Here is an 18,805-nt window from a genome sequence, read left to right as displayed (position 1 = left end):
GTTAGGATTCCTCCTGGTCCAGGTTAATCGCATACAGAGTGGGTTCTTTTTTCATTCCAGCAAGCCCATTCCAACACAAGTTGACGATATGCGCCGCTACGGTTTCCTTGTCCAAGGTTTGTTCGTCGAGCCACCATTGGGCAGTCATTGACACCATCCCCACCAAGGCTTGCCCATAGAGCACCGCCATCGAAGGTTCTAAGCCTTGGCGTTCAAAAGCTTGGGCAAGGATATGTGATACCTGCGCTACCGCGGAATTCAACATAGTGGAATAGGAACGATCTCGTCCAGGAACCATGTCTCGCCCCAAAAGCAAAAATCCATCGGTTTCTTCATCCACGTAAGTCAATAAGGCTAAAACGGCTTGCTCAATGCGTTGCCGAGAGCGCCCAGCCGCCAGAGATTGGGTAATCACTCCTTCAAGGTGGCGCATTTCTCGGTCGATAATCACAGCATAAAGCCCTTCTTTACCACCGAAGTGCTCATAAACAACCGGTTTAGAAACCCCCGCACGGGAGGCGATCTCTTCTACACTGGCACCTTCGAATCCGCGCTCGGCAAAAACTTTACGGCCAATCGCTATGAGTTGTTCCCGGCGTTCTCGACCGGTCATCCGCTGTCGAACCATAGCTTTAAGACTAACCTGCCAGTGGATTTCATCTACGGCGGGCTATCGGCTACACTATGTAAACGCGTTCATGCGTGGTTCCCCATGGTGTAATCGGCAACACTACGGTTTTTGGTACCGTCATTCTAGGTTCGAGTCCTGGTGGGGAAGCAAAGTTTTCGGTTCGGGGTTTCGGGGTTTTACATGATCCGGCGCAGGCCGCAAAGTTCTGGTTAGTTATGCTGATGCGGTGAACCTATTCCCCTACCTTGGAGGTAGACACCAGCTGTGAGCACTCCATCGTCCGAGACTGTGGCTCCGCAGTCCGCTCATTCTTGTGCCGTCGTGGTCCTGGCCGCTGGCCAAGGAACCCGGATGAAATCTGCGCTTCCTAAAACTCTTCATGAAATTGGGGGGCGCTCTTTACTGTCGCACAGTCTCTACGCCGCTGCCGGTATTGATCCAGAGCATATTGTCGCCGTGGTTGGACACGGTCGGGATCAGGTTATTCCGGCCGTCGAGACCGTGGCGAAAGAACTGGACCGGGAGATCTTCAGTGCGGTTCAAGAACAGCAGCATGGCACTGGACACGCGGTCCAATGCGGATTAACACCCTTAGCTGATTTTCAGGGCACCGTCATCGTGACCAATGCGGATGTGCCCTTATTACAAGCTCAGACCTTGCACCAGCTCTATCAGGCGCACACTGAGGTCCCTACCGCCGTCACGGTATTAACCATGGTGGTCGATGATCCAACGGGATATGGCCGAATCGTTCGTAACAATGAGGGTGAGGTCACCGCCATTGTGGAACAAAAAGATGCCGATCCAGCAACTCAAGCAATCCAGGAAGTAAACTCCGGTGTTTTTGCCTTCGACGCTGCCATCTTAAGAGAAGCTCTTACCCGCTTAGACTCCAATAATGCTCAAGGAGAGCTCTACCTCACTGATGTATTAGGGATCGCCCGCTCCGACGGACACCCAGTGCGGGCCCACCGTGCCGCTGACCCCCGAGAACTGGCTGGGGTTAATGATCGAGTGCAGCTAGCTGCTGCCGGACGGGAGTTAAACCGGCGGACTGTGGAAGCGGCAATGCGCAATGGAGTCACCGTGGTTGATCCCCTGACCACCTGGATAGGGGTAGATGTTCAGATTGAATCAGATGTCACCATTCACCCCAGCACTCAGCTATGGGGTACGACAGAGATTGGTTCGGGGGCAGAAATCGGCCCAGATACCACATTGCGTAACGTCAAGGTGGGCGCCTCAGCTAATGTGATTCGGACCCACGGTAGCGATTCGATCATCGGGGCTCGCGCACACGTCGGTCCGTTCACTTATCTTCGTCCCGGCACTGAGCTGGGCGAAGAAGGTAAACTCGGCGGCTTTGTCGAGGCGAAGAATGCGCAAATCGGTCGTGGCTCCAAGGTTCCCCATTTGACGTATGTTGGTGATGCGACCATCGGCGAATACTCGAACATTGGGGCTTCTTCAGTCTTTGTGAATTATGACGGAGTGAACAAGCACCACACAACGGTGGGATCCCATGTCCGGACGGGTTCTGACACAATGTTCATCGCACCCGTCACCGTGGGTGATGGTGCTTATTCGGGAGCAGGTACAGTTATCAAGGACGACGTCCCCCCGGGTGCGCTCGTTGTCTCCGGTGGACGACAGCGCAATATCGAGGGATGGGTGACTCGGAAACGTCCGGGAACCCCAGCCGCTAAAGCGGCCGAAGCCGCACATTCCAGTCAACGAGAATCTACCGATCAGGAAGGCGAGACACCCCAGCCATGACCGCCCACTGGAAGCAAACCCATAAAAATCTCATGCTCTTTTCCGGGCGTGCTCACCCGGAACTAGGTGAGGCCGTGGCCAAAGAGCTTGGCATTGAGCTAACGCCCACCACTGCCCGCGATTTCGCAAACGGAGAGATCTTTGTTCGCTTTGAAGAATCCGTGCGCGGTTCAGACTGTTTTGTTCTCCAATCCCATACGCAGCCGTTGAATAAGTGGTTGATGGAACAGCTCATTATGATCGACGCCCTCAAGCGCGGTTCAGCTAAGCGGATTACGGCAGTGTTGCCGTTTTATCCCTATGCCCGTCAGGATAAGAAGCATCGAGGCCGTGAGCCGATTTCCGCTCGTCTTGTTGCTGATTTGCTCGCCGCTGCAGGTGCGGATCGTATTGTCTCGGTTGATTTACACACCGACCAGATCCAGGGTTTCTTTGATGGACCGGTCGATCACATGCACGCCATGCCTATTCTCACCGAGTACATCACGTCGAAGTATTCCCTCGATAATATTTGCGTGGTGTCTCCTGATGCCGGCCGGGTTAAAGTAGCAGAGAAATGGGCAAATACCCTCAACGATGCACCGATGGCCTTTGTTCACAAGACCCGTAGTGTTGATGTCGCCAATGAAGTTGTTTCCAACCGGGTGGTTGGCGATGTCTCGGGTAAAGATTGTGTCCTGCTAGATGACATGATTGATACCGGCGGAACTATTGCCGGGGCTTGTAAGATCCTCAAAGAAGCCGGAGCTAATTCCGTCATTATCGCCTGCACCCACGGTGTGTTTTCTGACCCAGCCCGGGAACGTCTTAGCCAATGCGGAGCCGAAGAGGTCATTACCACCAACACCCTGCCCCAAAATACTGAAGGATGGGATAACTTGACGGTGCTGTCCATCGCACCTCTAGTAGCTCGCACCATCAGTGAAATCTTCGAAAACGGTTCTGTCACCACCCTTTTCGAAGGCCAAGCCTAAGTGGCTGAAGAATAGTTGAAAACAACGCTCGCCTTGGTTCAGGTACACCCTGGAACACCAAGGCGAGTTTTTATTGAGCCCGCGGTTGAAGAAGGGCGGTACAGGTCTCGTAGAAAAACCGCTGACGTTCCGGTCGAGGCAGAAGAGTATGCGTGGTGTCTTGATTAGGTCCTGGGTTTTCTAGCGAAAAAAGGATGATGGATTCGGCCAGGCGAACAGCTAGCCACGCTGTGTCCTCGTCAAGTTCCGGGTATCTGGCTCGAACTAGCCGAATACGGCTAGCTCGCTCAGCTTGGATAGTTTTCCACAGATGCTGTCGCAGCTTTTCTTCCCGCAGGACAAGGTCATGAATTCTGGTAGACCAGCCTATCCCATTTCCAAGGCAGCGTTGCTTATCCAGCTCCTGGTCCATCATCAGCAACTCTTCTACAACATTTCGCCCTTCGCGGGCAAAATCTCCAGCCAAAAAGGCCTCTTGATAACACACATGGCTATCATTCAGTCCACAATTCAAGATTGCGTCCAGTTTGGTGGCAAAGTGATTAAAGAAAGTACGACGAGACACGCCGGCAGTACCAGCAACATCATCGATAGTGAACTCGAGTCCGTGTTTTTCCGCCAACGTCAATGCTGCTTGATGTAAAGCAACTCGATTCCTCAGCCTCCTGGGATCCGGCCGACGCGCATATTTTTTGGATCGAGTATAGGAGCGGGAATCTGCGGCAACCACCCCACCACTATTTCACAAATTTAACTATCGTGTAAATAATCACAGACTCACCTACTTTATATAGTAGGCTCTTTCCTAGTGGGTGCGCCCGCTGAGGCATCTCTACGGCGGTTATGACACAACGTTATGCAGCTTGAATATCTCCATAGCGGCATGCTAGTATTTTTCCGTCTCGGCGAGGGCTGTCAATAGTGTTCCCTAGTGATCCTGCACAGCCGTTATCGACGCGATGGTAGTCTCATGCTTCAGCCTGCGACGACTCGACGAGAGGGTCGGCCGCAGGCTCGTGTTATTTCGGCTGTTATCACTTGGGCTTGCGAACGATCAATCTGACAAAGCTAGTTCAAGGAGTTTTAAAGCCATGGCTAAGTACCCTACTTTGGAAGCTGCTGAGCGCACTGAATTCGGCAAGGGCGCTGCCCGACGTCTTCGTCGGTCCTGGAAGATTCCTGCCGTTATTTATGGGCCAGAAACTGACCCCATCCACATTGCGCTGGATATTCTCGAGTTCACCGCTGTTGTTCGTAACAATGGTGTCAACGCAGTTCTGGAAATTGATGTTGCGGGTGAAAAGCACCTGACCATGGTGAAGAACATTGACCAAAATGTCCTCACTCTTGATATTGATCACGCTGACCTCCTAGCCATTAAGCGTGGCGAAAAGGTTGAGGTTGAGGTTCCGATTGTTCTGGAAGGCGAGCCTGCTGACGGCACCATCGCTATCCAGGATGCTGATGTTCTTCTGGTTGAAGCTGATGTTCTTAACATTCCGGAAGAAATTTCCGTTTCCATTGAAGGACTCGAAGTCAACACCGTGGTTCATGCCTCCGAGGTTCAAATGCCTGGTGGTGTAACTCTGGTTGCTGATCCGGAAACTATCATCGCGTCTATCTCCTATCCTGAGCCAGAAGAGCCTGAGGAGTCTGAAGAAGAAGCCGCTGAGGAAGCCGAAGAAACTGACGCCTCTGAGGTGGAAGCCACCGAGGAGTCGGACCAGTCTGAGGAATCCTAATCCTTCTCGTCCTCTCACTAGGACGCACGCCCCAGGATCGCTTTTGCTTTCAGAAAGAGGCCTGGGGCTTTCCCCTATTTTTATGAGAAGATACCGAGGTGCATTTTTCTTCTTTCCTCATCGTCGGGCTAGGGAACCCCGGCCCTCGCTATGTCTCTACCCGCCACAACATTGGCGCCCTCTCCATCGCAGAGCTACTATCACGACATCCAGGCACGAACTTGTCAGTTCACCGTCGGACCAATACCGAAACTGCCGATTTTTTCCTCTCCCCTGGCGGCCCCAAGGCAATAATCGCACGCACTCGAACTGCGATGAATCTTTCCGGAACTCCGGTAGCCGGATTAGTAGATTTCTTTAAAATCCCTCTAAATCACCTAGTTATTATTCACGATGAATTGGAATTACCGTTTGGCGACATAAAAATTCGGCTAGGCGGCGGAGATCACGGACATAACGGGTTAAAGTCAGTTTCGCGTAGCTTAAAAAGCCGCGATTATGTTCGCGTTTCTATAGGAATAGGCCGACCACCCGGACGGATGGATCCGGCGAAATTTGTGCTCCAACCCTTTAATAAAAACGAACGCGCGGAGTTACCTATTATCTGCGCCAACGCAGTTGATGCCGTAGAAGATTATCTTCACGGTCACAGTTAGGAACTAAGTTCCGGTAATCTGCGAGCAACAACCGAAAAGTGAGGAGATTGTGCTATGCGTCTAGCTACTATCAGAACGTCCGACGGTACTATAGCGGCCCGAGTTGAGGACCCCGACCGCCTTCTTATTACTCCTCTTCCTGAATATCCCGATGTCAAAGCTCTACTTCGTGAGGACAAGTGGCGCGATATTGCCGCCAATGCAGATAGTCAACCACTGAAAATCAATAAAACTGATTTAGCACCGGTGATCCCGCATCCGGATAAGATTATTTGCGTTGGTCTCAATTACGCCAATCACATCCAGGAAATGGGGCATGATCTGCCCGATGTCCCTACTCTCTTTATAAAATTTGCCGAGGCATTGGCTGGGCCCTATGACGAAATTTCCATCGCTCCCTGGGCTCAATCAACCATAGACTGGGAGGGCGAGCTAGCAGTCATTATTGCTAAGGATGCTCGACGTGTACGTGAACACAATGCCGCTGACTATATCGCCGGGTACGCGGTCATCAATGACGCGACAAACCGAGAGTTTCAAAATCGTACTTTGCAATGGCACCAGGGTAAATCCCTAGAAAGTAGTGCCGGTTTTGGTCCTTGGCTTACCACGACTGATTCTTGGTCTCCTGGGGGGCAACTTCATACCTTCCTTAACGAGACGGAAATGCAATCTGCCGCCACTGATGACCTGGTTTTTAGTCCAGAAAAGTTGGTTGAATTTATCAGTCACCTCTATCCTCTGCGCGCCGGAGATGTCATCGCTACCGGCACTCCCGGCGGGGTAGGCCATGCGCGCTCCCCTCAGCGATACATTGCGCATAATGATCAATTGCGGATCACGATTGATGGGCTTGGAGAAATTGCCCACCGCTTCTGTTTTGAAAAAGCCTAAGTCCGCTGTGCGAGTAGGATAGCTCGCCGGTTGAGCCAGCTGGGCTCGATGCCCAGGTTGACATACTCACTATGCCAGGTAGTATGTATTACAAGCTACCTGTTAAAACAAAGGAAAAAGATGGCTGAATCTCAATTGCGTAAAGGCGCCTTGGAGCTCATTGTCTTAGGCACTTTAGAAAAACAGTCAGCATATGGCGGTGCTTTAGTGGCTCGGATGAATCATGAGGCGGGTTTAGAGGTGTCGAGCGGCACTCTCTATCCCCTGCTCAGCCGTCTAAAGAAGGCGAAACTTCTGAGCACTGACTGGGAGGAGTCCCCTTCTGGTCCACCGCGAAAGATTTATCACATTACTCCTGCTGGCGTTGCTCGGCTTCAGGCACTTTATAGCGAGTGGGAAAAACTGAGCGCCGTGGTGGCTTGGGTGCAGGCCCCGCGTCGCCAATCGGAAGGAAGGGAATAGTCAATATGAACATTATTCGACGCCATGACGACGGCATTCTTCGTATCGCAGGTATTCCCGTAGGAGGTATGTCGGGACTTACCTCAGAGTCGAGATTACGAAGCTTTGAACCAGAAAATCCTCATTTTTTCATCCCTCGACGGCTAGGTGTTGGATGGGACCTTAACCTAGGCGCAGTAGCTGTCCGACTTGGCATGATTCGCCCCGATGACTCCATTCCGGATCTTGCTACCTATATTCCGCAAAAGATTTATACCGCCGCCCACCTAACTCCGTGGCTAAATACTTGCATTATCCATGCCTGCGCCTGGAAACTATCACAGAAACCTCAAGTCATCAGTAATTGGGGACTCAGTGGAAAGCCTCGACACCGCACCTCCGGGAACAAGATGGCGCTTCACACCCTCATCGCAAATTCGGCGCTGTTATTTTATGCTTTTTCCTCTCCGGCTCCGGGACCGGAAAAAACAAGTTCCTACCCCGAATTAGTGTCATCCGCCGAGGTCGTTAGTTTACAGCTAGCGCTCATCCTCAACGCGCTAGCTAGCTACCGGATTCCACCATCTTCAGCTCGACGCCCCGTCTCTGCTGCCGCGGGCTTAATCCTTGCTCCGGTACTTAGCACTGCCTTGTGTGTCGGGATCGTGAAATCCGCTTTGCATCATCTTGATCGTGAGTTAAGGAACCAAAAAAATGCACGTTCACATCAGTGACATATCGCCAGAACTACAAATCCCGCTTATCGCTTTAGTGGTTATCCAACTAGGTCTGATGATCCTAAGCCTAATCCTGCTATGGCGCCATCGCGACGATCATATCCTCGGCCTCCAGCCTGGGGTGTGGTTCATCATTATTCTGTGCGGCCAGATTCCCGGCCCCATCATTTTCCTCGTATGCCTCAAAAGACACAGGCATAACGAGTCCGCTAACCAGGTTTTTGAGCAACACGCCGGGCAATATCAGCACTCTCGTTCCACGCATACGACAATTTCTTCTCTGTATCCCCAGGATTAGCAATGGATCAACCTGTCATTAGCACAACCGGCTTGATGAAAGAATTTGGACAACACCGTGTACTCGACGACCTTAATCTCACAGTCCCCCGACACAGCATTTATGGGTTCATCGGCGCTAATGGATCTGGGAAGACCACCACCATCAATATCTTGCTGGGCTTTTTATCAGCCACCAGTGGCAGCGCCGAAGTTCTAGGAACCGCACGGGGAACTTTGCCCGCAACCCCCATTAAAGGGCTGGGATTCCTCCCCGATGTGCCGGAGCTTTTTCCTTGGCTTCGTCCTCTCGACGCATTAATCACCTTAGCCAGCATCAGCGGTATCCCTCACGATCTCGCCGCTCAACGCGCCCATGATCTCCTCGATCTCGTTGGTCTCCGCCATGCCCAGGGCAGAGTAGGTGGTTTTTCCCGAGGCATGAAGCAGCGGTTAGGAATTGCCGCCGTCCTGGTCGATAGCCCAGATCTGCTCATCCTCGACGAACCAACCAGTGCCTTAGATCCCCTAGGACGGAAAATGGTTCTCGATGTTATCTCCGAGCTACACGGATTAGTAACCATCCTTTTTTCTTCGCACCTCTTATCGGATGTCGAACAAGTATGCACCCACGTCGGAATGCTCCATCACGGGCGGCTTCTCACCCAAGGCAGTCTTCCCGACATTCTCGATTCTTCCGCACAGCAGCTCTCCCATGTCACAACCACCGTCAATACGCACCGCGCTTCAGAAGTCGTCGCACTTCTTCGCCAACACGGCTACGACGCACAGATTTCTCACCGGACACAGAATCTAGAACAGGTCTATGAAGCTCAAATCCAGCTTTCATCATCTACCATCAGGAGTTAGCGTGCCTACCTCTCGTTTCGCAGGTTTTTACCGGATCATTCGAATAATCACCGTCCAACAAATCCGGTCTCTCAGCACTTATGTCTTCCTCGGCTGTGCTCTCCTGATGGCATTAAGCGCTGTGCTCACCACGGTCTATCGTCAAGAAATTATGTCTGCACTGGTAGACCCAACCCTAGCAAGCACACTTTCCGATCAGATGCCCACAGCTTCGTGGCCAGAAAGCTACACGGCGTGGGTGAAAAACCTCAACCAAATACTGGTTCTCGGCGGCGTGATTGTGGTATCGATATCCGCTCAACGAGATTTCCGAAGCGGGTCCTTAGCTTTTCTGCTGAGCCGTTTCCTGAGCAGACCTGCTTTTGCCCTCGCGCATTTCCTCGTATCGACCATCACCTTTCTCATAATTTTTCTGATCGGTGCTTTCCTAGCCGGGGTCATCACCACACTATTCTTCGATAATTCTCCCCTCCTCCCAATCATGGGCGCGACGATGCTATGGGGATTCATTTTCAGCCTCATCAGTGCTGCTATCTACTGCGCCACCGGAATAAAACGTTCCCTAGGACTCAATATCATCACCGGCCTCGGGTTGTATTTCCTCTTCCAACTCGGCGGAATGTGGACATGGGCTAAGACCCACACTCCCTTTGGGCTCAGCGACATCGCCCATCACCTCGCTACAGACACCACCACCGATTCCTCCTTTCTTCCTATCGTGAGTTCCCTTCTCCTTCTTGTCATCTTTATCTTCGCCTCCTTGTACAGTTTCTCCCGCGCCGAACTACCCCTCGACTAGCTCCCCACACCCACGATTCCTCAGCGCTCATACAGTGCAAAACTTTTTCATAGTTTTTTAAGAGATTCTTGTGAGAATTACCTGTTAATTCACTAATTCTCCACGGTCACGGCTAACACTTAAGGAAGCTATAGACTTTTACACCTTCTCTCGGTTTAGTAAGATTCACCTTCATACCAAATCCCCGAGATGAAAGAACCACCGTGGTTACTGTGTCGCCTAGCTCTACCCGTTACGAGAGGTTACGTGCGTGGGGCGTCCACGCCTTAACGCTTAGTGGTCTCTTATGGGCAACCCTTGCCATGTTCGCCCTGATCGACGGCCAAATCAGAATGATGTGGTTATGGCTCGGCATTTCTCTGATCGTGGATGGCGTAGACGGCTCTCTCGCCCGAAAATGCCGGGTAAAAGAAATCATCCCGTGGTTTAATGGGTCAATCGTTGATCATGTCGTTGACTTCCTTACCTGGACTGCAATTCCGGCATTTTTTATTGCACTTCATCTCCCGCTCGGTCCTCGCCCCATAGCTATCGCCTTTGCGGTGTTAATTTTGATCTCATCGTGTTTTTGCTATGCCAATGAACTAGCGAAATCAACAGACCATTATTTCGTCGGGTTTCCCGCCGCCTGGAATATCGTTGCAGTGCTGCTGTGGGTTTGGCAGGCCCCCATGGCTGTATGCATTATTAGCATAATTCTGCTCAGCATTTTGACGCTGGTTCCGTTACATTACACCCATCCGTTCCGAGTGAAACGGAGCCGTTCTCTTAATATCGCGCTCACCTTTATTTGGATCGCTACCACTGGCGTGCTCATTACTCTCACACCACCTCAGCCTCCACTCCTGGCACCGGACTACATCATTATCGGGCTCATCAGCATTAATGTACTTGCCGGCACTTGGCTTTTACTACCTGGCTTCCGTCGCACTTTCACCGGGGCGGACGTTGATAAAACACTCGCGCAATAATCCGATCTCGGAGCCAACGAAGGTATTCAATAAGTATCGCGCCCAGAATCATCATTCCCACGAAGACATGTACCCAGCTGGGATAATCGCGACCATTAAACCAGAAATAAATATAGGGCGATACAAATGTAATAATTGTAACAACTAGCCCTATCAATCTTCGGATAATATTTTTTCCGGCAAACATCTCGATAATCCCCCAGGTATAGGGTATGGCCGTCACAATATCTATGGTCCACAAAACCCACACCTTGCCGTGAAATCCGGGGACAAAAACCACGGGAAGAGCACGCAAGGAGGAATAAATCAACACCACGAGATAAGCAATGACTTTAGGGTTTGAAAGAACTCTACCAACAATATTGCGCTCAATAATATTAGCCCCAACAGCCCGTAGATTGGCCAGAACCGATCTTTTCATCACTAAAGTATCAGCACCCTCCATTAACTGCTGTAAGGCAGATTGTTGTTCGGGTGTTCCTTGCGCCCAGTGGGCTATTAAATCTATCGGCGATAAAGCGATGGGAATAAAATTATTTCCTGACCCTTCACGATCTTCGGCAATTCCCACTTCGTGAACAACGTGTTCACCTAGAATTGCCGTTACTCGGCCCAAATCTCCCTTGGGGATATCGCAGAGCCACACCGCTTGTCTAGTGCTTGCCGCCTGACGCAACATTGGCGCCAATGACCAGGCCACATCATCAAGCCCAAAGAATTTTTCCGGGGTGGTATGTGCCAAGGTCTTGAGCGTATCAACAACCACAACATTCTTAGCCGACATATCCCCCAAGCGGCTAAGCTGTGAGATTTGCCAAATAGCCATAGCATCCAGGGAATATTCATGAACAAAAGGCAAATCGAGAACAGATCTCAAGGTCAGTAGCTGTTCTGTTCCGGTCAGTTCACAGTAGTCTTGATTGCCTTTCACAAATCTAGATTGCCATAGCTTAAGGCCTAAGTGTCTTAATGAGGGAGAGATTCACAGTAAGCTCTATATTTTCTAATATCTCTCCCACACTTTTACCAGCGCCGTGCTCTCTTCAATTCACGCGGCAACGTGGCATCGTCTCTTTCCCACGCACCACTTCGAGCTAAGCGCTGATAAACCACCGGGCAGTTGATACATCGCGGGTTTTTACGACAACAGGTAGCTTTCAGCTTAAGACCAAGGGGATTGTCTTTCACCTTGATCTTGCTCTTTTTCCGTGAGGAACTCACAACTCCGAGGGACTTTCCCGGCGCGGCAACACCATAGGTCGAGCTCCTGCTACTTCCTCAACAATCCGAATAACCTGGTTAGAGTATCCAAACTCATTGTCGTACCACACATAAAGAATGAGGTGGTTGCCGCTAGCAATGGTCGCTAAACCATCAACCACACCTGCGTGAGTAGATCCGACGAAATCGGTCGAGACGACGTCGGGCGAATTTATATAGCTGATTTGCTGGCGCAGATCAGAATGGAGGGAAACTTTACGCAGGAAGTTATTAACTTCATCACGTTCAACGTTGGTTTCAAGATCCAGGTTTAATACCGCCATCGACACATCCGGAGTAGGGACTCGAATGGCATTACCCGTGAGTTTTCCTTCGAATTCCGGCAAAGCCTTGGATACTGCCTTCGCTGCCCCAGTTTCAGTCAGCACCATATTCAACCCTGCAGCACGGCCACGGCGCGGTCCCTTATGGAAATTATCAATAAGGTTTTGGTCATTGGTAAAAGAGTGAACCGTTTCAACGTGCCCATGACGCACCCCATAACGATCATTAATCACCTTCAGCACTGGAGTGATACCGTTGGTCGTGCAGGAAGCAGCCGTAATGATGGTGTCTTCATCAGTAATATCACCGTGATTGATTCCGTACACAACGTTGCGCAGATCTCCCTTGCCGGGGGCTGTGAGCACTACGCGAGCTACCCCAGCAGACTTCAGATGTTGGCTTAGTCCTTCTCGATCACGCCAACGCCCGGTGTTATCCACCACAATGGCGTCATGAATCCCGTATGAGGTGTAGTCAACACTTCCCGGATCATCAGAATAAATCACTCGGATGGGTGTGCCATTAGCCCAAATAGTGTTGTTCTCTTCGTCGACGGTGATTGTCCCTTCAAAAGCACCGTGAATTGAATCCCGACGCAACAACGAAGCCCGCTTGATGAGGTCTCCCTCCCCTTTGTTGCGCACCACAATAGCTCGAAGCCGCACGCCACCATAAGCGGCTTCGCGGGCGATGAGGATACGGGCGAGGAGCCGGCCTATCCGGCCGAATCCATAGAGAACAACATCAGTGGACTCTACTTCCTTATTCCGGCCGATGACTGGCTCTAATTGCCGCTCCAAGTAGGCGCGTAAGTCCTTCTCTTCAGGATTACGGTGAAAGTTGGTAGCTAAACGCCCGATATCAATACTGGCGGTCCCCAGATCCATGGTTGCTAATTCCTCCACAATAGGGAGGGTTTGATCAATGGGCAGCGGGGAGTCAGTGATGCGGCGAGCGTAGCGGTGGGATTTGATGATGTCGATAGCGGTGACATCCAAGAGGAGCCGGCCAAAAATGGAGGTGACGACGTTTCTTTCGCGGTGAAGTTTGCTGATCAGCGGCAGCATGGCCTCCGCGAGGGTGAGTTTGTCATTCCAATCTGAGGTGGGCTGAGCCATGAGAAAAATCTCCTTTGGTAAAGGCTTTTAGGCAGCACAAGGAACCACCCCTTAGCCTAACCCAGCCCCCACATTTTTCTGGTGGCCTCCGCCTTCCCAACCACCTTTCGGGGGTGGTAATCACTTAGTTGATATTCTCCCCCGCTAACCACCGCATAACTTTTGCCGCTGGCCACTGCTTGAGATCATCACAATTTTGACCGACAAGACAATAAGCCCAGCGAAAATCTCGGTGCTGTCCGGCCTCTGCTCTTAGTGGGGCCAGTAACTGATTAAGAAAGGGGTATACGGGAGGGAAATCAGGATCAGGATGAGACTGACAAAAAGCCGTCTTCAGGCCCCGGGCATAGCGTCCGGAAAATGCGCGGGTGCTCAGCGTCGCCTCGTCTTTTTTCGCTGCCTCGGCCAAAAATTCCCGGTTAACTTCAGAGGTGCCCGCCTCTGGGGTGAGCAGGAAAGCTGATCCTGCTGCCACAGCTACTACTCCTGACCATTCTTGAGCTTGGGCGACCGCCGAAGGGGTGCTTAGCCCGCCAGCAGCGACTAGAGGAAGATCTGGGCAAGCCTGGTGCACCTGGCTGAGCAGCTTCGCTAACTCAGCTGTATCAGGACGACGAAGAAGATCCCAGGTGCCCCGGTGCCCACCGGCCTCAGGGCCTTGAACAACCAGAGCGTCAACACCAATGTTGTTCGCCGCCTGGGCTTCTTCCACTGAGGTCACCGTGCACCAGGCGGAGATACCGCGGTCATGAATGCGCCCTATTTCCTCAGCAGAAAAGCAGCCAAAGGTAGAACTTATGACCGCTGGAGGATGCGGAGCAGACAGTGCTGCCTGAAGTTTTTCCTCCCACCCATTGCTGTAATCCGGGTCTGGAAGATCAGGAACCTCAAGCCCGTAGCTGGCATAATCTGCTTTCAGTTCCTCGCGTACACGTTCTGCCATCGCGGCTGGGATTTCTTGTCGTTGAGGAGCAAACAGATTGACCCCATAGGGCACATCGCTAGCCAATTCAGCCATGCGTGTTAACGAGTCTTCGACCGCGTCCAACGCCATGGTGCCGAAAGCTAAAAACCCTAACCCACCAGCGCGGGAAACTGCAGCTGCAAGTTCCGGAGTAGAAGGGCCTCCGGCCATCGGGGCGGCGATAATGTGGTATGCCAAATCTTTAATAGCTCTCATAAAAGACACACTATGTCACAATAAGTAGATGCGCCATCGCTCTTTGTTGACATCTATCCTTGCCGCAATTGGGTTAAGACCACGGGAAAACGCCCCTACACCTGGAAATGCGTCTGAACCCAACCTTGATCTTTCTGATATATCTGCACAATGGTTGATTGTGGGATTGGGAAACCCCGGAGCTGACTATGCCGCTACTCGACACAACGTCGGTTATATGGCCGTTGATGATCTTTTAGCAGACAACGGTGACATCCTGACCCGCATAAGCAATGTTCCAGCTCACGGCGCCCTGGTCCAGTGGGGTGACACACCGGTGATGATTCTGCGCCCTACTACATATATGAATAATTCTGGAGACGCCATCGCTCCCGTAGCCGACGCCTTAGGTATTTCTCCCGATCAGATAGTGGTTCTCCATGATGAATTAGATCTAGCACCCGGCAAGATCCGGCTGCGCTACGGTGGAAATGAAAATGGACACAATGGTTTAAAATCAACCTCTCAGGCCCTAGGAACCCGTGATTATTTGAGGGTCCGGATTGGAATTGGACGTCCTGATCCGGGAACGTCGGTGGTTGATCATGTTCTTGGCCCCGTCGACACTGGCCCCGATTTTGATGCCCTCATAAGCACCGCTGCTGAAGCCGCACGGCTCATCGTGCAACAGGGTTTAGTTCAAGCCCAGAACCAGATTCACAGTAAATAGGGTGAGGGCTTTATTCTGTAAGCCATGAGCTCAACCATCCAGGAAGCAGCACGCCGCCGTACTTTCGCTGTTATTGCCCACCCAGATGCCGGTAAATCAACTCTCACTGAGGCCTTAGCTCTGCATGCTCACGTGATTTCCGAGGCCGGGGCGGTGCACGGAAAAGCAGGAAGAAAAGCCACCGTTTCTGACTGGATGGAAATGGAAAAAGACCGGGGTATCTCTATTGCGTCATCAGCTTTGCAATTTGAGTACGCACCAGCAGGGCATGAGGACCACCCCTATGTCATTAATTTAGTAGACACACCTGGCCACGCTGATTTTTCCGAGGACACCTATCGCGTCTTGACCGCTGTGGATGCTGCGGTGATGTTGATTGATGCCGCCAAAGGCCTAGAACCTCAAACTCTGAAACTCTTCCGGGTGTGTAAGGCTCGAGGTTTACCCATCATCACCGTCATCAATAAGTGGGACCGGCCGGGCCGGGAGCCTTTGGAGCTAGTTGATGAAATTGTTTCCGAGATTGGCCTTCAGCCCACTCCACTATTCTGGCCGGTAGGGCCGGCGGGAGATTTCCGAGGCTTAGCCCGGATAAACACAGAAGGCGAAACTGATGAATATATCCACTTCATTCGTACTGCTGGCGGCTCTACTATTGCGCCCGAAGAGCACTACACCCCTGACCAAGCTGCCGAACGAGAGGGTGCGGCCTGGGACACCGCTGTAGAAGAAACTGAACTACTCAGTGCCGATGGCGCCCTCCACGATCAAGAGCTTTTTGAGGCCTGCGAAACCTCCCCGGTGATTTTCGCCTCCGCCATATTGAATTTCGGCGTCCATCAAATCCTTGACACGCTATGTCGTCTCGCCCCCTCCCCCGCTGGCCGAGACTGCGATAAAGCAGTCCTCGAGACGGCAACTAGCGCGGTAGATACCCGACGCAACCCAGGCGATGATTTCTCCGGAGTGGTTTTCAAAGTCCAAGCTGGTATGGATCGAAAACACCGCGATACTCTCGCATTCATGCGGGTCGTGTCCGGCGAATTTGACCGAGGTATGCAGGTTACCCACGCCCAGTCTGGTCGTAGTTTTTCGACAAAATACGCGCTCACTGTCTTTGGCCGAAACCGTTCCACCGTCGAAACCGCGTTCCCGGGCGATATTGTCGGTCTAGTAAACGCGGGTTCTTTGGCCCCGGGAGATACTATTTTTAGCGGGAAAAAAGTGCAGTTTGCCCCCATGCCTCAATTCGCCCCGGAGCATTTTCGCACTCTTCGAACTACGTCTCTGGGGAAATATAAGCAGTTCCGCAAAGCCTTGGAGCAGCTAGACTCCGAGGGAGTCGTTCAAATTCTTCGTAATGATGCCCGAGGTGACGCAAACCCAGTCATGGCAGCCGTTGGCCCCATGCAATTTGAGGTGATGCAAGCTCGAATGGCTAATGAATACAACGTAGAAACCGAAACCGATCCAGTGCCTTATTCCGTGGCCCGACGAACCGATGCGGCTACTGCTCCGAAGTTAGCCCGACAACGCGGTGTAGAAATTTTTACCCGCACTGACGGGGAATTGATTGCCCTTTTTGGTGATAAATGGCGGCTGCAGTTTATCCAAAAAGAAAATCCAGATTTCACCTTGGAACCTTTGGTTGCTGATTAACCCAAAGTGCGGTTCTCAGCGCTAGGGGTTTCCACCTATTTTTATGAAATACTAAGTGGGGCTAGTTTCTTTCCTACCATCGACTAATGGTACGTTTTAGTCTAAAAAATATGGACTTGTGGTGAGCTAGAAGGCTGAGGAAGGAGTTATGCCCATGCCTGGGTTAAGGGAGGCGCGGAAAGCAAAAACCCGTAGCGCGCTGGCTCTTGCCGCAGCTGAAATTGCTTTAGAGCACGGCACCTCGGCCCTCACTATTTCTGCAATTACCAGCGGGGCTGGGGTTTCTACCCGAACCTTTCACAATTATTTCTCCTCGCGGGAAGAAGCGCTGCTGGAGTTTATTGTGGAGCAGGTCCGAATTTTGGCGGATGAGGTTCAACATCTGCCGCCCAACTTAGGGCTTCTCGAAATTAGTGAAAAACTCACCATTATTACTCTTGATGCAGATGGTCCGGCCCGCTTGCCGCATCTTTTCCGGTTGAGCGAAATGTTGCGGGAGAAGGAACCAGGTCGAAGCTACGGGGCGTCGGATACAGATATTATTTTGGCTCCCATTATCGAAGCCCTCGCACCGCGTGCAGCAACTCTCGGGTTCCAAAAAGATGAGTTGGTGCTGGCAGTTCATCTTGTGGCGCGCTCCATTGCCTTTGCGCTGCAGCGGTACGAATCATTGCCAGCCCCCCGTGACCCCGAGGTTGGGGAATACATGATTCACAATGCGCTCGGGGTTATCAGAAGACTATAGACACTAGCTGTGTAGTTTCTCTCGCCAATACTGGACGTCGACATCTGCTGTAGAAGCGGGACTAAACGACGGTCGTCGATCCTTATCCACTAACACCGCCCTAACTCCCTCCATAAAGTCATGGGAACTAAGTAGTTCTTTTCCTACCGTCCACTCATGAGCCAAACCCTGATGAATATCGGCTGCGTCTTCATTGGCTACAAACACTTCCGCGGTTGCCACAAGTGAAGTCGGGCTAGCTGATTCCAGCAATTCCATGGTGTGGTCACGAAACTCTGCGTTATCACTATTTTTTAACGCCTCAAAAATCTTCTCCCAGCTGCCACAGGAAAAGCACTGTTCAATGGCGGGATACCACTGACTCAAGGTGCTTTCTCCGATGTCGCTGAGTTGGTATTGCGCCACAGCTGCGTCTACTCCGTCGGAGATCAACAGGTTCCGGAAGGCCTCGGTGTTGTCGCTAGAGATGAGGTGAGTACCGAGCCCGGACCACATCGCGTCTGCTGCGTCAAGGCGATAGCCGCTGAGACCTAGAAACGCCGCCAGGGCCGGAGAGGGGTGCCCAAGAGCCCCGACCATGCGTTGGAAAAACCAACTTATCCCTACATCTGTCACGTAGCCAATCGCCATTTCCGGCATCGCGGCTAGGAATTTTTCGGTGACTATTCGGTGAGATCCATGAGCTGAAACTCCTAGTCCACCTCCCATGGCTATCCCATCAAGTAAAGAAATATAGGGCTTGGGATACTCTGAGATCAACGCATTCATACGGTATTCATCGGCAAAAAATGTGTAGATTTCCGACGCTTTATTGGAGGCCATTCCTTCCCGAGCAAAACGCACATCTCCACCGGCGCAAAATGCCTTTTCATGGGTGGAAGAGATAAAGACTTGAGTAATATTATCGTCGTCTTTCCACTTTTCTAAAGCTCCGAAAATAATCCTTATCATCTCGTCATTGAGGCTATTGAGTGCTCGAGGACGATTCAACTCCAAGATTCCGGTAGTGTTTTCAACGGATACCTTAACCAAGGAATCATCTTTTGTGTGATCGTGATTACTCATGTATGCCAGTATCGCAC

At 51.6% G+C, this 18,805-nt stretch carries 20 protein-coding genes; 14 read left to right on the top strand and 6 right to left on the bottom strand.

Annotated elements, in window-relative coordinates; all coding sequences use genetic code 11:
- Position 1: 1 nt before the first annotated feature.
- Positions 2-628 (bottom strand): TetR/AcrR family transcriptional regulator, encoded by a 627-nt coding sequence (locus tag GP475_RS04150; protein ID WP_187975382.1) that lies wholly within the window; start codon positions 626-628, stop codon positions 2-4.
- Positions 629-919: 291 nt separating this feature from the next.
- Between GP475_RS04150 and glmU the strand changes: the two genes are divergently transcribed.
- Together glmU and GP475_RS04140 are read left to right on the top strand one after the other, a co-directional pair.
- The gene (gene glmU, locus GP475_RS04145) at positions 920-2,407 is read left to right on the top strand and encodes a bifunctional UDP-N-acetylglucosamine diphosphorylase/glucosamine-1-phosphate N-acetyltransferase GlmU (protein ID WP_187975777.1); all 1,488 of its coding nucleotides are present in this window, start codon (positions 920-922) and stop codon (positions 2,405-2,407) included.
- Positions 2,404-3,381, top strand: a complete 978-nt coding sequence (locus GP475_RS04140; protein WP_187975381.1) for a ribose-phosphate diphosphokinase — start codon at positions 2,404-2,406, stop codon at positions 3,379-3,381. The genes glmU and GP475_RS04140 overlap by 4 nt, the downstream gene beginning before the upstream one ends.
- A 70-nt stretch (positions 3,382-3,451) precedes the next feature.
- Here the strand turns inward: GP475_RS04140 and GP475_RS04135 are convergent, their stop codons facing one another.
- Complete coding sequence (locus GP475_RS04135) at positions 3,452-4,111, bottom strand: TetR/AcrR family transcriptional regulator (protein WP_223144678.1); 660 nt, start codon at positions 4,109-4,111, stop codon at positions 3,452-3,454.
- Between the two features lie 361 nt (positions 4,112-4,472).
- Between GP475_RS04135 and GP475_RS04130 the strand changes: the two genes are divergently transcribed.
- The 9 genes from GP475_RS04130 to GP475_RS04090 all read left to right on the top strand — a co-directional run bounded on the left by GP475_RS04130 (position 4,473) and on the right by GP475_RS04090 (position 10,767).
- The gene (locus tag GP475_RS04130) at positions 4,473-5,123 is read left to right on the top strand and encodes a 50S ribosomal protein L25/general stress protein Ctc (RefSeq protein WP_187975380.1); all 651 of its coding nucleotides are present in this window, start codon (positions 4,473-4,475) and stop codon (positions 5,121-5,123) included.
- Between the two features lie 98 nt (positions 5,124-5,221).
- Complete coding sequence (gene pth, locus GP475_RS04125) at positions 5,222-5,779, top strand: aminoacyl-tRNA hydrolase (protein ID WP_187975379.1); 558 nt, start codon at positions 5,222-5,224, stop codon at positions 5,777-5,779.
- A gap of 54 nt (positions 5,780-5,833) precedes the next feature.
- Positions 5,834-6,673: a fumarylacetoacetate hydrolase family protein gene (locus GP475_RS04120; protein WP_187975378.1), complete on the top strand. Its 840-nt coding sequence runs from the start codon at positions 5,834-5,836 to the stop codon at positions 6,671-6,673.
- 120 nt (positions 6,674-6,793) lie between these two features.
- Positions 6,794-7,135 carry a PadR family transcriptional regulator gene (locus GP475_RS04115; protein ID WP_187975377.1) on the top strand — a complete coding sequence of 114 codons (342 nt, stop codon included), beginning with the start codon at positions 6,794-6,796 and terminating at the stop codon, positions 7,133-7,135.
- A gap of 5 nt (positions 7,136-7,140) precedes the next feature.
- On the top strand, positions 7,141-7,848 hold the full coding sequence (locus tag GP475_RS04110) for a DUF5808 domain-containing protein (protein ID WP_187975376.1): 708 nt from the start codon (positions 7,141-7,143) through the stop codon (positions 7,846-7,848).
- Positions 7,829-8,149, top strand: coding sequence for a hypothetical protein (locus tag GP475_RS04105; RefSeq protein ID WP_187975375.1), 321 nt, complete (start codon positions 7,829-7,831; stop codon positions 8,147-8,149). Before GP475_RS04110 ends, GP475_RS04105 begins: the two co-directional genes overlap by 20 nt.
- 2 nt (positions 8,150-8,151) lie before the next feature.
- Positions 8,152-8,997, top strand: a complete 846-nt coding sequence (locus tag GP475_RS04100; protein WP_187975374.1) for an ABC transporter ATP-binding protein — start codon at positions 8,152-8,154, stop codon at positions 8,995-8,997.
- Between the two features lies 1 nt (position 8,998).
- Positions 8,999-9,796 carry a hypothetical protein gene (locus tag GP475_RS04095; RefSeq protein WP_187975373.1) on the top strand — a complete coding sequence of 266 codons (798 nt, stop codon included), beginning with the start codon at positions 8,999-9,001 and terminating at the stop codon, positions 9,794-9,796.
- A gap of 203 nt (positions 9,797-9,999) precedes the next feature.
- On the top strand, positions 10,000-10,767 hold the full coding sequence (locus GP475_RS04090; RefSeq protein ID WP_262485232.1) for a CDP-alcohol phosphatidyltransferase family protein: 768 nt from the start codon (positions 10,000-10,002) through the stop codon (positions 10,765-10,767).
- Here GP475_RS04090 and GP475_RS04085 read toward each other — a convergent pair.
- The 3 genes from GP475_RS04085 to GP475_RS04075 form a co-directional block, all read right to left on the bottom strand.
- Positions 10,730-11,698 carry a hypothetical protein gene (locus GP475_RS04085; protein WP_224399536.1) on the bottom strand — a complete coding sequence of 323 codons (969 nt, stop codon included), beginning with the start codon at positions 11,696-11,698 and terminating at the stop codon, positions 10,730-10,732. The genes GP475_RS04090 and GP475_RS04085 overlap by 38 nt on opposite strands.
- Positions 11,699-11,984: 286 nt before the next feature.
- A complete protein-coding gene (locus GP475_RS04080; protein ID WP_187975372.1) occupies positions 11,985-13,430 on the bottom strand; it encodes a glyceraldehyde-3-phosphate dehydrogenase in 1,446 nt (481 codons plus the stop codon).
- A 124-nt stretch (positions 13,431-13,554) separates the two neighbouring features.
- Positions 13,555-14,610, bottom strand: coding sequence for an NAD(P)H-dependent flavin oxidoreductase (locus tag GP475_RS04075; RefSeq protein WP_187975371.1), 1,056 nt, complete (start codon positions 14,608-14,610; stop codon positions 13,555-13,557).
- 28 nt (positions 14,611-14,638) lie between these two features.
- Here GP475_RS04075 and pth (GP475_RS04070) point away from each other — a divergent pair, with 28 nt between their 5' ends.
- The 3 genes from pth (GP475_RS04070) (at position 14,639) to GP475_RS04060 (ending at position 17,723) form a co-directional block, all read left to right on the top strand.
- Positions 14,639-15,319, top strand: a complete 681-nt coding sequence (gene pth / locus GP475_RS04070; RefSeq protein WP_187975370.1) for an aminoacyl-tRNA hydrolase — start codon at positions 14,639-14,641, stop codon at positions 15,317-15,319.
- A 24-nt stretch (positions 15,320-15,343) separates the two neighbouring features.
- Positions 15,344-16,978 (top strand): peptide chain release factor 3, encoded by a 1,635-nt coding sequence (locus tag GP475_RS04065; protein WP_187975369.1) that lies wholly within the window; start codon positions 15,344-15,346, stop codon positions 16,976-16,978.
- Positions 16,979-17,132: 154 nt separating this feature from the next.
- Complete coding sequence (locus GP475_RS04060; RefSeq protein WP_187975368.1) at positions 17,133-17,723, top strand: TetR/AcrR family transcriptional regulator; 591 nt, start codon at positions 17,133-17,135, stop codon at positions 17,721-17,723.
- 3 nt (positions 17,724-17,726) lie between these two features.
- Here the strand turns inward: GP475_RS04060 and GP475_RS04055 are convergent, their stop codons facing one another.
- Positions 17,727-18,788 carry an enoyl-CoA hydratase/isomerase family protein gene (locus tag GP475_RS04055; RefSeq protein WP_187975367.1) on the bottom strand — a complete coding sequence of 354 codons (1,062 nt, stop codon included), beginning with the start codon at positions 18,786-18,788 and terminating at the stop codon, positions 17,727-17,729.
- Between the last annotated feature and the right edge of the window lie 17 nt (positions 18,789-18,805).

The sequence above is a fragment of the Corynebacterium poyangense genome (assembly GCF_014522205.1).
In the GTDB taxonomy this organism is placed as follows: Bacteria; Actinomycetota; Actinomycetes; order Mycobacteriales; family Mycobacteriaceae; genus Corynebacterium; species Corynebacterium poyangense.
Note: the sequence above shows the minus strand (reverse complement) of the source record. Positions and strands in the feature narration are given on the sequence as shown.

Bases quoted from the DNA above. Each gene is read 5' to 3' on its own strand.
- GP475_RS04140 (WP_187975381.1), top strand. From the start codon at position 2,404: ATGACCGCCCACTGGAAGCAAACCCATAAAAATCTCATGCTCTTTTCC.
- GP475_RS04130 (WP_187975380.1), top strand. From the start codon at position 4,473: ATGGCTAAGTACCCTACTTTGGAAGCTGCTGAGCGCACTGAATTCGGC.
- GP475_RS04105 (WP_187975375.1), top strand. From the start codon at position 7,829: ATGCACGTTCACATCAGTGACATATCGCCAGAACTACAAATCCCGCTT.
- GP475_RS04060 (WP_187975368.1), top strand. From the start codon at position 17,133: ATGCCTGGGTTAAGGGAGGCGCGGAAAGCAAAAACCCGTAGCGCGCTG.
- GP475_RS04120 (WP_187975378.1), top strand. From the start codon at position 5,834: ATGCGTCTAGCTACTATCAGAACGTCCGACGGTACTATAGCGGCCCGA.
- GP475_RS04100 (WP_187975374.1), top strand. From the start codon at position 8,152: ATGGATCAACCTGTCATTAGCACAACCGGCTTGATGAAAGAATTTGGA.
- GP475_RS04080 (WP_187975372.1), bottom strand. From the start codon at position 13,430: ATGGCTCAGCCCACCTCAGATTGGAATGACAAACTCACCCTCGCGGAG.
- GP475_RS04150 (WP_187975382.1), bottom strand. From the start codon at position 628: ATGGTTCGACAGCGGATGACCGGTCGAGAACGCCGGGAACAACTCATA.
- pth (WP_187975370.1), top strand. From the start codon at position 14,639: ATGCGCCATCGCTCTTTGTTGACATCTATCCTTGCCGCAATTGGGTTA.
- GP475_RS04065 (WP_187975369.1), top strand. From the start codon at position 15,344: ATGAGCTCAACCATCCAGGAAGCAGCACGCCGCCGTACTTTCGCTGTT.
- GP475_RS04075 (WP_187975371.1), bottom strand. From the start codon at position 14,610: ATGAGAGCTATTAAAGATTTGGCATACCACATTATCGCCGCCCCGATG.
- GP475_RS04055 (WP_187975367.1), bottom strand. From the start codon at position 18,788: ATGAGTAATCACGATCACACAAAAGATGATTCCTTGGTTAAGGTATCC.
- GP475_RS04110 (WP_187975376.1), top strand. From the start codon at position 7,141: ATGAACATTATTCGACGCCATGACGACGGCATTCTTCGTATCGCAGGT.
- GP475_RS04115 (WP_187975377.1), top strand. From the start codon at position 6,794: ATGGCTGAATCTCAATTGCGTAAAGGCGCCTTGGAGCTCATTGTCTTA.